Raw genomic sequence first — 12,821 nt, 5'->3', positions numbered from 1 at the left:
CGCCCCCTGGCGCCGGCGCCTCCGCGTCCCGTCCGCGTTTCGCCCGGTGGTCACCGTCTGTTGGGCCCGGCGTTCCACGCGCTGGGCCCGCTGTAAAAGGATTTCAAAAGACAGTCTCAAATAAGATTAACTTGTCCACCTTTACGATGGCGGCCGTGCAAGACAAGCCGCCCCAGAGGCCCGCGACACTCGACCCGATCACCGACGACACGGCGCTGAGCACCCTGCTGGCCGCCGCCCACCAGCGCTGCCGCCAGTCGTTCAGCAGCGGACTTCGCACCGCCGGCATCGAGGCCCGCCACTTCGACGTCCTGCGCGGCCTCGCCCTGCACGGCCCCGTCAGCCAGCGGGAACTGATCCAACTACTCCACGTGGACAAGTCGGCCATGGTCCGGATCATCGACGAGCTGGAGCGACAGGGACTGGCCGAGCGCCGCCGCGCCGTCCACGACCGACGCGCCTACGCGGTGCGGTTGACCCCCGAGGGCCACCAGCGGCTGGCGGCCGTCCAGGAGATCGCCGCCGGCGTCGGCCACGAGCTGTTCGGCTGGCTCACCCCGCACGACCGCGGGCGACTGGTGGCCACCCTGCGGCACCTGGCCGGCAGATCCGCGCCGTAACCGCACCGGGCTCCGGGGCGTGCGGCGCCGACCCGACCGGTCCCCCCGCGCACGCCCCCGACAGCGCGGGCCGATCCCCTAGGGCTCGGCCCGCGTCGCGTGCGGGAACCGGTGCTCCATGAACGGCTTGCTGGTCACGAAGGACCGGAACTTCAGCGCCGCCTCGGACAGATAGGCGTCCCGGTGCCACACCAGGGACAGCACCCGGTAGCAGTCGGGGGCGTCGACGCGGACCCAGTCGACCGGGGCCCGCGTCCCCTCGTGCCGCGACATCGCCGGGCCGAGCCCGATGCCCAGGCCCGCGCCGATCAGGTCCCCGCTGGCCCCGGGCTCGTCGGCCTCGCAGGCCACCAACGGGGTGAGCCCCTCGGCGGCGAACAGCCGGTCGAGGAGCGTACGCGGCCAGTTGCCGGGCCGGGTGACCACGAACGGCTCGTGGGCGAGCTCGGGAACCGTCACACTCCGCCGACCGGCCAGGCGGTGCCCGTGGGGCACGACGAGCAGCACCTCCTCCCGCGCCAGCTCGACGCGCTCCAGGCGCGCCCCGGTCAGCGGTTGGGAGGCGACGCAGAAGTCGACGTCCCCGGCCCGCAGCGCCCGTTCCATCTCCGGCACGTTGAACTGGTAGAGCCGTACGTCGGCGGCCGGGTGCTCGGCGTGGAAGCTGCCGAGCGCGCGGGCCAGGGTCAGCAGCGTCTCGGCGCCCACGCTCACCCGCCCCAGGCCCAGGTCGCGCGCGTCGGCCACCGCCCGTCGCGCGTCGTCGAGCTCGCTCAGCGCCCGCTCGACGTGGCGCAGGAACAGCGCGCCGTACTGGTTGAGCCGGATGCGGCGGCCCTGCCGGTCGAAGAGGGCGGTGCCCAGTTCGGCCTCCAGGCGGGCGATGGTGCGGCTGACCGAGGGCTGGGCCACGCGCAGCTCCTCCGCCGCCCGGCTGATGTGCTCGAAGCGGGCCACCGCCCGGAAGTAGCGCAGTTGCAGCAGGTCCATCGCTCCCCCAGCCATGCCGTCGTGATCATCATGACACGGTCAAACCCACCCGCCGTGCCCCCGCCCCCTCACCCGAAGGGAGCCCGCACCGACACCGCGCGCCGCCGAACCGCCGAACCCGCCCTGGTGGCCGACCACCCCGAGCCCCCGCGCCCACCCCCGGGCCACCGGCCTCGGCTCGACCGTACGCGCCGCCCCGCGCCGCCCCGCGCCCGGGCTCGACCGCCAGACGGCAGCCTGCCCCGACCACCCGACCACCCGACCAGCCTCCCGGCCGCCTGGTCGACGGGCGGCGTCCGTCCAGCGAACGGGCCGGCCGGCACCAGGGAACGCGCCGAGACCAACGCCCCCGCCGCCCACGCGGCCCATCCGCCGCGCCACCCACCGCACGCCCCCGGCCGCGCCACCCGAACGCACCGCCCGCTACGCGCCCGCCCCCGTCCGAGGCACCGCCGGCCCCACGGCCGGCACGCACCCGGCGCACGACTCGCCCCCACTCCCGACGCCTACCCGACGCACCGCCGGCCCCGCGCGGGCACCCGCCTGACGTGCCGCCAGCCCCTGCCGCACGCGCCGACGCGCTGACCGCCACACCGCCCGCCGCACCGCCTGGCCCACCCCGACACCCATCTGACGCGCCGTCGGGTACGCGGTCGACGCACTCCGGCGGAGGACCCGAACCGGCGCGCAGGGCGCCGGTGACTAGGGGCGCCTCTGGGGGGCGCGTGAAGGTAATCGCACAACGGGGCGCATGCGCCGTGTGGCGCTCTTGCGTCGAGGCGCCGGGCTGTAGTCCGCTAACCCCCATGAGGAAGAGGAGCGTTGTCACGCTGATCACCGCCATGCTCGCGGGGTCGCTTCTGACCGGTGCCCCGGGCGCCGGCGCACAGGCCGCCGTGAGCGGCACCGACAGTTCCCCACCCGTGGACTCGCCCCCGAGACTGGGGGTCGATCTGGACACGGTGACCATCCCCGAGCTACAGGCGCGCATGGCCGACGGCTCGCTGACCCCGTCGGCGCTGACCCACGCGTACCTGTGGCGGATCAAGACCGTCGATCCCAAGGTCAACGCGGTACTGCGGACCGACCCGACCGCCCGCCGGCAGGCCGCCGCCAGCGACGCCCGGCACCGGAACGGCACCACCCGTGGCCCGCTCGACGGCATCCCCGTGCTCATCAAGGACAACGTCGACACCCGCGGCCTCGCCTCCACGGTCGGTTCGCTGGCGCTGGCCGACAGCCCGCCGAAGACCGACGCCGCGCTGGTGACCCGGTTGCGGCGGGCGGGGGCGGTGATCCTGGGCAAGACCAACCTGTCCGAGTGGGCCAACTTCCGCGCCGCCAAGCCCACTTCGGGCTGGTCCGCGGTGGACGGCCAGACCCACAACCCGTACGTGCTCGACCGCAACCCGTGCGGCTCCTCCTCCGGCTCGGGCGCGGCGCTGGCCGCCTCGCTCTCCCAGGTCGCCATCGGCACCGAGACGGACGGCTCCATCGTGTGTCCGGCCGGCATGAACGGCGTGGTCGGCCTCAAGCCCAGCCTCGGCCTGGTCAGCGGGGACGGCGTGGCGCCGATCTCCGCCGAACAGGACACGGCGGGCCCGATGGCGCGCAACGTGACCGACACGGCGCTCACCCTCGCGGTGCTCAGCGGCGACGCCGCGGCCCGCCACGACAGCCCCGCCACGCGCCCCTCCCACCCCGGTGACCTGCGCGGCAAGCGCATCGGCCTGTGGCGGCTGCCCACGCTGGGCCCGAAGGTGGACGCCCTGATGGTGCGTACGGCCAAGAAGCTGCGCGCGGCCGGGGCCGAGGTCGTCGAGGTGACCCCGCCGTACCAGGACCGGCTGGCCGAGCTGGAGTTCCCGGCCCTGCTGAGCGAGTTCCACCGGGACATCGACGCCTACCTCGCCACCCGCGAGGGCCCGCGCGACCTGGCCGAGCTGATCGAGTTCAACCGCACCCACCCCGGTGAGCAGACCTGCTTCACCGGACAGGAACTGTTCGAGCAGGCCCTGGCCGCGCCGCCGACCACCGACCCGGAGTACCTGCGCACCCGCGCCGAGCTGAAGGACCTCTCCCGTCGCTCCATCGACGAGACGCTGGCCACCCACCGGCTGGACGCCATCGCCTCGCCGACGAACCCGCCCGCCTGGACCACGGACTGCGCGCGCGGCGACAACGACGTGATCCCCTCCTCCACCCCCGCCGCCGTCTCCGGGTACCCCTCGCTCTCGGTGCCCGCCGGCTTCGCCGAGGAGCTCCCCGTCGGCCTGCTCCTGATGACCGGCGACCGCCAGGACGGCAAGCTGCTGTCCCTGGGCGCCGCCGTGGAGCACCGCCTGGACGCCTGGCGCGCCCCGCGCTACCTGCCCACGGTGGGCCAGGCCCCCATCCGCTGACCGCACGAAACGCACCCGCACGCCACGGCCACCCACGACGCGGTCACCCCACGACGCGGTCACCCCAGGGCGCGGACGTACCGGACGTACCGGACGTACCGACAGCGCGGACGAGTTCCCGCGCGCCCGGCTCGTCAGCCCACGTGCCCTGGCGCCCCGCGCTCACCGGCGCCCACCCGGGCGGCGGCCGACCCCACCCGGGGCCGGCCGCCGCCCGGCGGCGCACGTACCCGCCGCCTACCGGCGGGCGCGTCCCACGGGGCGGCGCACGCACCGGTTACGGCCAAAGCCGGCCCCGTTCGTCCTGGTCCGAGGGGCGTGGCTCAGTCGCCGCACACCGACGCGGGCCAGCGGCCCGCGAGCATCCGGTCGAGCATCGTGCGCAGCACCCGGCGCTCGGCGTCGTCGAGCATGCCGAAGAAGGCCGTCTCCACCTCGGTGACCACACCGTCCGCCCCCGCCAGCGCGGCCCGACCGGTGTCGGTGAGCAGCAGGTTGTACCGCCGCCGGTCGAGCGGGTTACGCCGACGCTCGACGTGCTGGTTGCGCTCCATCTCGTCGATGACCGTCACGACCGTGGTCGGGTCGAGGTTGAGCAGCCGGCTCAGGTCCTGCTGCGAGAGCTCGGGCCCGCCGGCCAGCGCGGCCAGCACGAAGAAGTACCGCGTGCGCATGCCGACCGTCTCCAGGGCCCGCTCGGCGTCGTCGACCAGCGACAGCGCGGCCTTGTGCAGGAGATACCCGGACCGCTCGGCGATGAGGAAGTCCTCCCGGGGGCGCGGGGGCACCCCACCCTGCCCGGCGTTACCGCTGCGCGCCATGAGTCGACTCCCCTCAACCACCTGAAACGCCCACCGTCGAAGATACCAACGCTCCCTCGCCCCGCCCCGTGTCGCGCGGGCACGGCCGGGAGTTCGCCGGGCGACTGGACACTCCCGAGGCCCGGTCGACGCGGACCGGCGGGTCGCGTCGCGCAGGGACTCCTGGTGGCGTCGGCCCCGGACCCCGAGGGCCGGTGACGGCACGCCCCGGAACCCGCCGACCGGTGCCGGGGGTGGCCACCCCACGTGCCGACGCGGGCCGCCTGCTACCTTCCGGAGCCATGACCGAGAGCGTGTACGTGGGCCATGCCGGCAAGGACGCGTCCCTGGACCGGGGATGGCTGCTGGGGCACTTCAAGGACGCCTCCGATCCACGGCACAGCGAGGACGTGGAGATCAAGTGGGGCGTGCACCCGCCGGGCGACGAGCGGGCCCAGTGGGTGACGGGCGAGGAACGCACCGCCCTGCTGGTCCTCATCAGCGGGCGCTTCCGCGTGGAACTGCCCGGCCGCAGCGTCCTCCTGACCGAGCAGGGCGACTACGTCGTGTGGGGGCGAGGCGTCGACCACTCCTGGCGGGCCGAAGAGGAGTCCGTGGTCCTCACGGTCCGCTGGCCCTCCGTCCCCGGCTACAAGGTGCCGACAGCCCCGTAGCGCGGCCCCCGCGACGACCGTCGCGGGGCTTCGCACGCGAACCGGCCCCCGGAAACGCCGAAATCCCGCCCGATCACCAGATCGGACGGGATTTCACGAACCCCTTCGGGATGACCCCGGAGAAGCTGCTGCGGTGGACCTGAGGGGATTTGAACCCCTGACCCCCTCGATGCGAACGAGGTGCGCTACCAGTCTGCGCCACAGGCCCTTGCAACGAGTGAAACTCTAGCATCCCCATCGGGGTGCTTGGAAATCCGCTCCCGCGCTGGTCAGTGACGGTGGTGGTGGGCGGGGCGGGCGTCACTCGTTGGCCGCGCGGGGGTGCGGCTCGTCGGCGTACTGGTCGAACAGCGGGGTGCGGCCACGGTCGCGGGTCGGGCGACGTGGGGGTGGGCCGGAGCCGGGAGGGGGGCTCGGCTCGACGTCGGTGGGGGTGACGGGCTCGGGTGGGGCGTCGGTGGGTTCGGCCGCGCTGGAGCGGGCCGGGCTCCAGCCGTCGGGGGCGCCGAGATCGGCGTCCGCTCGCGCGCGGGGGGCGACCGGCGCGGTGACGTAGGTGGGCAGCGGCACCGGGATCGGGTCCCAGCTCTCGCCCGTCGCTCCGCCGCGCTCCCGTTCCCGCTCGTCCACCCACTCCGCGTGGTCGGTCTGCTCGACCAGGGCCCTGCGGTCGGCGGCGTGCGCGGAGCGCGCCACGGGGGGTGGCGCGGTGGCGTCACCAGGCGCGCGCCGGGCCGCTCCCTCGCCCGGGCCGCGCCGCCCCGGGTCGCCGCCCTGGGCGCGCCGGGCCGGCGCGTCGTCGGGAGCCCGGCGGGCCGGGTCCTGGGGCCGTCGGGTCGGGTCGTCGGTGGGGGGACGGCGCGCGCCGCGCTCGGCCTCGTACGGCGGCTGCCCGGGCGGGGTGTCGCCGGGCGCCGGGGGGCGGGGCTGGTCGGTGGGGCCGGCGGGCTGGCGGGGCATGCCCGCGCCGGGTGGGCGGCGGCGGGCGGGGTCCGCGCCGGATGACGGGCGGGGCGTTCCCGGGCCGCTCGCCGGGACGCGCGACGGTTCGCCGCCAGGGGCCTGGGCGCGGACGGCGGGGTCGCGCTCGACGGCCGGGCGGGCCGGCCCACGGCGCTCGGGCCCGCGGCGTTCCGGGCCGGGCCGGTCGGGGCCACGCCGCTCGGGGGCGGATCGGTCCACGGCGGGACGCGGCGCGGCGGGGCGGTCGGGACCTCGGTCGGGGGTGGGGCCACGGTCGGGGTCGGGCCCGCCGGTCGGGCCCTCGCCTGGCTGGGGGCCCGGCGCGGCGGGCCGGGCCGGGCCGGGCACCGCGCGCCCGCGCTGCTCACGCAGCCGCTGGGCGGCCAGCTCCGCGCGGCGCTGGTCCATGGTGAACGCGAAGCGGCGGCGTTCCTGCACCCGCAGGTAGACGATGTACGCGCTGAGGAGCGCGGCCGGGCCCACCGGGGCCCAGAGGAAGGCGACGCCGCCGACCGCGGCGACGACCGCGCCGATCGTGAAGGCGAGGAAGAGGATGACCGTGGTGCGCCGGCGGCGGGCCAGCGCCTTGGCGCGCCGGGAGCGCTCGGCGGGGCCGTCGTCCGCGCCGGCGGCGCCCGGCCGGCCGGGGGGGCCGGCCCCTGGCTCGGCCGCGCGTGCCGCCGGCTCGGCCGGGGCGTCGGCGAGCGGGACGGCGGGGTAGGCGACGGCCGGGTCCACGCTCAGCGCGTCGGTGACGGTGACGCTCATCGTCGCGGGCTGGGCGAAGGCGCGGACATCGACGACGTCGGTCTCGTCGTCCGGACCGACGGCTCCGGCCTCGTCGCGGCCCTGGGCCGCCGGTCCCGGATCGGCGTCGGCCGCCGTGCGCCGGGGCGCGTGGGCATCGTCGGACGCGGCCCCCGGAAGCCCTTCGACGTCGAGCCCCTTGGCGTAGCGCCGCTCCATGGCCGCTCGGCCGGACAACAGCCGGATGGCGGTGCTGAAGCGCTCCGTGGGGCGGGCGTCGTTGAGTTCGTCCTGCCGGCGGAGCCACATGGGCACCAGATAGGCGGCCCAGGCCCCGACGATGACTGCGTAGATGAGGCCGCTGCTGCTCACGGTGACACGGTAGAGGGAGCGGAGTGGGCCGATCCGCCAATTGGCGCGGTGTGTCGCACGATCTGGCTCATATCTCAAGCTTTTTTTGTGATTGATGCGACGAGTGACCGGCAAATGTGTTCAAAATGTGGCCCTTATCGAATGTCTCTTCTATATCGGTGAGGCGCCCGGAGTCATCCGGTGCCACCGGCTCAGCAGCCCCTCCGGCACCTCCTCCGCCGTCAACGCGTAGACCAGGTGGTCCCGCCAGGCGCCGTCGATGTGCAGGTAGCGGGGGCGTAGCCCCTCCTCGCGGAAGCCCAGCTTCTCCACCACGCGGCGGCTGGGGACGTTCTCCGGTCGGATGCAGACCTCCACCCGGTGCAGCCCGACCGACCGGAAGCAGTGGTCGACGGCGAGGGCCACCGCGGTCGGCATGACACCGCGCCCGGCGACGGCCTTGTCCACCCAGTAGCCGATGTGGCCCGAGCACATCGAGCCCCAGGTGATCCCGGCGACCGTCAACTGGCCGGCCAGCCGTCCCTGATAGTCCACGACGAAGGGCAGCATCCGGCCGGCGTGCGCCTCGGCGCGCAGGTGACGGACCATCTGCCGGTACGTCGGCCGCTGGGCGAGCGGCCCGCCGGGCGGGGGCGGCGGGATCGTCGCCTCCCAGGGGCGCAGCCACTCGCGGTTGCGACGGTTGACGTCACGCCAGGCGCGCTGGTCGCGCAGCCTTATCGGGCGCAGGGTCGTGGGGCCGTCCACCAGCGCCACCGGCCACGTGGCGTTCAGCGCGGGCTCCCGACCGACCCGTCGGGCACGGGCTCGGCGGGGCGCTGGTGGTCGCCGCCCCGCAGCTGGTCCACGGCGTGGGTCAGGAGGCGGCCCAGGACCGTCAGGCCGTCGCGGACGCCGCCCGAGGAACCGGGCAGGTTGATGATCAGGGTGGTGCCGGCGACGCCCGCCAGGCCCCGGGACAGCGCGGCCGTCGGTACCTTCGCCAGCCCTTCGGCGCGCAGCGCCTCGGGAATGCCCGGGATCTCGTAGTCGAGGACGGCGCGTGTCATCTCCGGGGTGCGGTCGGTGGGCGCGATGCCGGTGCCGCCGGTGGTGACGACCACGTCGTACGCGGCGGCCACCGCCTCGCGCAGCGCCGTTCCCACCGGGTCGCCGTCCGGCACGACGCGCGGGCCGTCGACCGCGAAGCCCAGCGCGGCCAGCCCCTCGGCGAGCAGCGGACCGCCCTTGTCGGGGTAGACGCCGGCGGCGGCGCGCTGGGACGCGGTGACCACCAGGGCCCGGTAGCGCGGCCGGTCGTCGTGGAGGCGCTCGTCGGGGGCTCCGGTGGGCGGGGCGGGGTCGCGGGGCGGGGCGGGTTGTTCGGGGTGGCCGGCGGCGGGTGGGGTCGTGGTCATGACGTACGGCTCCAGTCGCCGGAGGCGCCGCCGGACTTCTCCTCGACCCGGACGTCGGTGATGACGGCGGCCTTGTCGACGGCCTTGACCATGTCGATGACGGTCAGCGCGGCGACGGTGACAGCCGTCAGGGCCTCCATCTCCACGCCGGTGCGGTCGGTCGTCTTGACCGTGGCGCGGATGAGCACCGCGTCGTCGGCGACGGAGAGGTCCACCCGGACGCCGGAGACGGCCAGCGGGTGGCAGAGCGGGATCAGTTCGGGGGTGCGTTTGGCTCCCATGATGCCCGCGATCCGCGCGGTGGCCAGGGCGTCGCCCTTGGGCACGCCGTCGCCGCGCAGCAGGGCGATCACGCGCGGTGTGACGAGCACCCGGCCGCTGGCGGTGGCGGTACGCGCGGTGACGGCCTTGGCCGAGACGTCGACCATGCGTGCCGCGCCCGCGTCGTCGAGGTGGGTGAGGTGGTCCTGGGCGCTGCTCATCGTTCTCCCGGTCGGTCCTGGGGCAGCCACCGTACCGGCCGGGCCGGTGGGTCAGCGCGGCAACCACCCGCCGAACGGGGCCCCGTGGTAGCGCGGCCCGCCGCACCGCCGGGCCGGGTGGCGCCGGCGGTGCGGCCCCGCCGGCTCACGCGACCTCGTCGACGCGCGCTCCCCGGGCCGGCCCGGTCGGGGCGACCGTCGGGGCCCGGCCCCTTCGGCTCGCCGGGTCGGTTGGCCGGTGGCGTTCAGTCGAGCAGGACGACGTTCACGCTCTCGCCGGGCTCCAGGGAGGTGGTCTCCTCGGGCACCACGATCAGCGCGTTGGCGTGGGCGAGGGCCTTGACCAGGTGGGAGCCGGAGCCGCCGACGGGCGTGACGGCGTTGGCGTCCGCGTCGTAGCGGCCCCGCAGGAACTGGCGGCGGCCGGCGGGCGAGCTGGGCACGCCTTCGGGGCAGACGGCGGTGACCACGGTGCGGTGGACGGGGTCGACGCCCATCAGGGTGCGGATGGCGGGGCGCGCGAACAGCTCGAAGGAGACGTAGGCGCTGACCGGGTTGCCGGGCAGGGCCAGCAGGGGGGCGCGGTCCCGGCCGCCGTCCCCGTCGCCGACGAAGCCGAACCCCTGCGGCTTGCCCGGCTGCATCGCCAGCTTGCGGAACTCCACGCCGTCGCTGTCGTCGTCGGGGCCGCTCAGGGCTTCCTTGACCACGTCGTAGGCGCCGACGCTGACACCGCCGGTGGTGACCAGCAGGTCGGCGCGGATGAGTTGGTCCTCGATGGTGGCCCGCAGCGTGGCGGCGTCGTCGGTGACGGCGCCGACGCGGTAGGCGATGGCTCCGGCGTCGCGGGCGGCGGCGGCCAGCGCGAAGCTGTTGGAGTCGTAGATCTGACCGGGGCCCAGCGGCTGGCCGGGCGGGACGAGTTCGCTGCCGGTGGACAGGACGACCACGCGCGGGCGGGGCCGGACGCGCACGGTGCCCCGGCCGATCGCGGCCAGCAGGCTGATCTGCGGGGGGCCGAGCACGGTGCCGGCGCGCAGCGCCAGTTCGCCCACGCCCGCGTCGCTGCCCCTGGCCCTCACGTGGGCCCGCTCGGGCGCCGGCCGGTGCACCCGCACCTGGCCGCCGGCGTGCTCGGGGGCGGCGCTGTGGGCGGGCATGCCGCTGGCGGGGCCGCCGCCGCTGCCGCCGTCGGTCCACTCCACGGGCACCACCGTCTCGGCGCCGGGCGGCAGCGGCGCGCCGGTCATGATGCGGGCCGCCTCCCCCGGCCCGACGTGGGGAAGTTGGCCGCTGCCGGCCGCGATGTCGCCGATGACGGCCAGGACCGCCGGGAACTCCTCGCTGGCGCCCGCCACGTCGGCCACCCGCACGGCATAGCCGTCCATCGAGCTGTTGTCGAAGGGCGGCAGGGCCACGGGCACGGTGACGTCCTCCACCAGGACGCAGCCCTGCGCGTCCGGCAGGCGCAGCTCGATGGGGTCCAGCGGGCGCAGTCGGCCAAGGACGTCGTCGAGGTGCTCGGAGACCAGCCAGGTGCGCTCGGGTCTGCGGGTGGCCGGTTCGGCGGTGCTGCTCAACGGGCTACATCTCCTCGGTGACGTAACGGTGAAGCCAGGCGCGGAAGTCCGGACCCAGATCCTCACGTTCGCACGCGAGTCTGACAATGGCACGCAGGTAGTCGCCACGGTCCCCGGTGTCGTAGCGGCGGCCCTGGAAGACGACGCCGTGGACGGGGCCGCCGAGGGTCTCGTTGGCCGCCAGCGCCTGGAGGGCGTCGGTGAGCTGGATCTCGCCACCCCGGCCGGGCTCGGTGGTGCGCAGGACCTCGAAGACGGCGGGGTCCAGGACGTAGCGGCCGATGACGGCGTAGTTGCTGGGTGCGTCGGCGGCGTCCGGCTTCTCGACCAGGTCGGTGACGCGGACGACGTCCTGCGCGTCGGTGGCCTTGACGGCGGCGCAGCCGTAGAGGTGGATCTGCGCCGGGTCCACCTCCATCAGGGCCACGACACTGCCGCCGTGCTGCTCCTGGGTCTCGATCATGCGGGAGAGCAGCGGGTCGCGGGGGTCGATGAGGTCGTCGCCCAGGAGTACGGCGAAGGGCTGGTCTCCCACGTGCGGCGCGGCGCACAGCACGGCGTGGCCCAGGCCCTTGGGGTCGCCCTGGCGGACGTAGTGCATGGTGGCCAGGTCGCTGGACTCCTGGACGCGGGCGAGTCGGGACTCGTCCTTCTTGCGGCGCAGCGCCTCTTCGAGTTCGTAGTTGCGGTCGAAGTGGTCTTCCAGGGGGCGCTTGTTACGGCCGGTGACCATGAGGACGTCGGAGAGTCCGGCGCTGACGGCCTCTTCGACCACGTACTGGATCGCGGGCTTGTCGACGACCGGCAGCATCTCCTTGGGGGTGGCCTTGGTGGCCGGAAGGAAGCGGGTCCCCAGGCCGGCGGCGGGGATGACAGCCTTGCTGATCCGAGTGCGTGATGGAGTCATGCGGAGCACCCTACCGGTGCTTTTGCGCAGATCATGTTGACCTGCGAAATATGACCCGAGGCGTCACAGGAGCAGCACAAACGAGGGGTTTATACGTGCCATGGACAGGGCCGACGGTAGTAAGCGGGCGTTGCGGCGAGACCTCCTGGCGATGAGGTCCAGGTTGACCCCAGATGACGTCGAGGCGACGGCGGCCGGTTTCGTACGGCACGCGCTGGAGTTGTCCGAGTTGAGCGCGGCGCGGACGGTGGCGGCGTACGTCTCGGTGGGGGGCGAACCGGGCACGCGGGCATTGCTGGAGGTGTTGCGCCAGCGCGGGACGCGGGTGCTGTTGCCGGTGTTGCTGGCGGACAACGACCTGGACTGGGCGGTGTACACGGGCCCGGAGAGCCTGGCGCGCGTGGCGCACGCCGGCAAGATCGACCTGTGGGAGCCGGCGGGCCCGCGCCTGGGGCCCGAGGCGGTGCTCGCGGCCGACACGGTGTTGCTGCCGGGGCTGGCCGTGGACGGGCGTGGGGTGCGGCTGGGGCGCGGCGGTGGCAGCTACGACCGGGTGCTGGCCCGGTTGGAGAGCGCGGGGGCGAGCCCGGCGCTGGTGGTGTTGCTGTACGCCGATGAGGTGCTGGAGCGGGTCCCCCGGGACCCGCACGATCGGGCGGTCCATGCCGTGGTGACGCCCGAGGGCGTGCGCAGGTTCCGCCCGCCGGAGTGCTGAGCGACCCCGTTCGCGCGCCCGGTGGACGCCCGCCCCGCCCGTCGGGGGTGGGCCCGCACGCGTGAGCGCCGATGCGACCGGTCGGATCCGGCCGCACCGGCGCTCACCGGAGGCGGCGCCCGCCGCCCGGCCGTGGCCCGCCTCCACGCCGCTGACCTGCGGGGTGGGGGCG

At 75.1% G+C, this 12,821-nt stretch carries 12 protein-coding genes and 1 tRNA gene; 4 read left to right on the top strand and 9 right to left on the bottom strand.

From position 1 onward, the window contains the following. Positions 1 to 155: 155 nt before the first annotated feature. Positions 156 to 620: a MarR family winged helix-turn-helix transcriptional regulator gene (locus ACFVFR_RS25025; protein WP_383705475.1), complete on the top strand. Its 465-nt coding sequence runs from the start codon at positions 156 to 158 to the stop codon at positions 618 to 620. Positions 621 to 698: 78 nt separating this feature from the next. Here ACFVFR_RS25025 and ACFVFR_RS25020 read toward each other — a convergent pair whose 3' ends face one another. Continuing rightward, positions 699 to 1,610 carry a LysR family transcriptional regulator gene (locus ACFVFR_RS25020; protein WP_383705573.1) on the bottom strand — a complete coding sequence of 304 codons (912 nt, stop codon included), beginning with the start codon at positions 1,608 to 1,610 and terminating at the stop codon, positions 699 to 701. An 806-nt stretch (positions 1,611 to 2,416) separates the two neighbouring features. Between ACFVFR_RS25020 and ACFVFR_RS25015 the strand changes: the two genes are divergently transcribed. Beyond that, on the top strand, positions 2,417 to 4,012 hold the full coding sequence (locus ACFVFR_RS25015) for an amidase family protein (protein ID WP_383705472.1): 1,596 nt from the start codon (positions 2,417 to 2,419) through the stop codon (positions 4,010 to 4,012). Between the two features lie 323 nt (positions 4,013 to 4,335). On the opposite strand, the gene ACFVFR_RS25010 is transcribed toward ACFVFR_RS25015, so the two are convergent. Further along, positions 4,336 to 4,833, bottom strand: a complete 498-nt coding sequence (locus ACFVFR_RS25010) for a MarR family winged helix-turn-helix transcriptional regulator (RefSeq protein WP_383705469.1) — start codon at positions 4,831 to 4,833, stop codon at positions 4,336 to 4,338. 281 nt (positions 4,834 to 5,114) lie between these two features. Between ACFVFR_RS25010 and ACFVFR_RS25005 the strand changes: the two genes are divergently transcribed. Beyond that, complete coding sequence (locus ACFVFR_RS25005; protein ID WP_383705467.1) at positions 5,115 to 5,486, top strand: signal peptidase I; 372 nt, start codon at positions 5,115 to 5,117, stop codon at positions 5,484 to 5,486. Between the two features lie 134 nt (positions 5,487 to 5,620). Here the strand turns inward: ACFVFR_RS25005 and ACFVFR_RS25000 are convergent. The 7 genes from ACFVFR_RS25000 to galU all read right to left on the bottom strand — a co-directional run bounded on the left by ACFVFR_RS25000 (position 5,621) and on the right by galU (position 11,934). Further along, positions 5,621 to 5,694, bottom strand: a tRNA-Ala gene (locus ACFVFR_RS25000). Positions 5,695 to 5,786: 92 nt separating this feature from the next. Next, positions 5,787 to 7,568, bottom strand: a complete 1,782-nt coding sequence (gene glpR, locus ACFVFR_RS24995) for a gephyrin-like molybdotransferase receptor GlpR (protein WP_383705465.1) — start codon at positions 7,566 to 7,568, stop codon at positions 5,787 to 5,789. A 150-nt stretch (positions 7,569 to 7,718) separates the two neighbouring features. Next, complete coding sequence (locus ACFVFR_RS24990; RefSeq protein ID WP_383705463.1) at positions 7,719 to 8,324, bottom strand: GNAT family N-acetyltransferase; 606 nt, start codon at positions 8,322 to 8,324, stop codon at positions 7,719 to 7,721. 14 nt (positions 8,325 to 8,338) lie between these two features. Further along, positions 8,339 to 8,965 (bottom strand): molybdenum cofactor biosynthesis protein B, encoded by a 627-nt coding sequence (locus ACFVFR_RS24985; RefSeq protein ID WP_383705460.1) that lies wholly within the window; start codon positions 8,963 to 8,965, stop codon positions 8,339 to 8,341. Beyond that, entirely contained in the window at positions 8,962 to 9,447 is a 486-nt protein-coding gene (moaC, locus tag ACFVFR_RS24980; RefSeq protein WP_383705458.1) for a cyclic pyranopterin monophosphate synthase MoaC, read from the bottom strand. Before moaC ends, ACFVFR_RS24985 begins: the two co-directional genes overlap by 4 nt. Positions 9,448 to 9,692: 245 nt before the next feature. Further along, positions 9,693 to 11,027 (bottom strand): gephyrin-like molybdotransferase Glp, encoded by a 1,335-nt coding sequence (gene glp / locus ACFVFR_RS24975; protein ID WP_383705455.1) that lies wholly within the window; start codon positions 11,025 to 11,027, stop codon positions 9,693 to 9,695. A gap of 4 nt (positions 11,028 to 11,031) precedes the next feature. Continuing rightward, the gene (galU, locus tag ACFVFR_RS24970; RefSeq protein WP_383705452.1) at positions 11,032 to 11,934 is read right to left on the bottom strand and encodes a UTP--glucose-1-phosphate uridylyltransferase GalU; all 903 of its coding nucleotides are present in this window, start codon (positions 11,932 to 11,934) and stop codon (positions 11,032 to 11,034) included. Between the two features lie 100 nt (positions 11,935 to 12,034). Here galU and ACFVFR_RS24965 point away from each other — a divergent pair, with 100 nt between their 5' ends. Then, positions 12,035 to 12,649, top strand: coding sequence for a 5-formyltetrahydrofolate cyclo-ligase (locus ACFVFR_RS24965; protein WP_383705450.1), 615 nt, complete (start codon positions 12,035 to 12,037; stop codon positions 12,647 to 12,649). Positions 12,650 to 12,821 lie beyond the last annotated feature (172 nt).

It is taken from the genome of Streptomyces sp. NPDC057702 (genome assembly GCF_042799315.1).
Classification (GTDB): domain Bacteria; phylum Actinomycetota; class Actinomycetes; order Streptomycetales; family Streptomycetaceae; genus Streptomyces.
The sequence above is the reverse complement of the archived record's forward strand: the minus strand, read 5'-3'. Positions and strand labels throughout refer to the sequence as shown.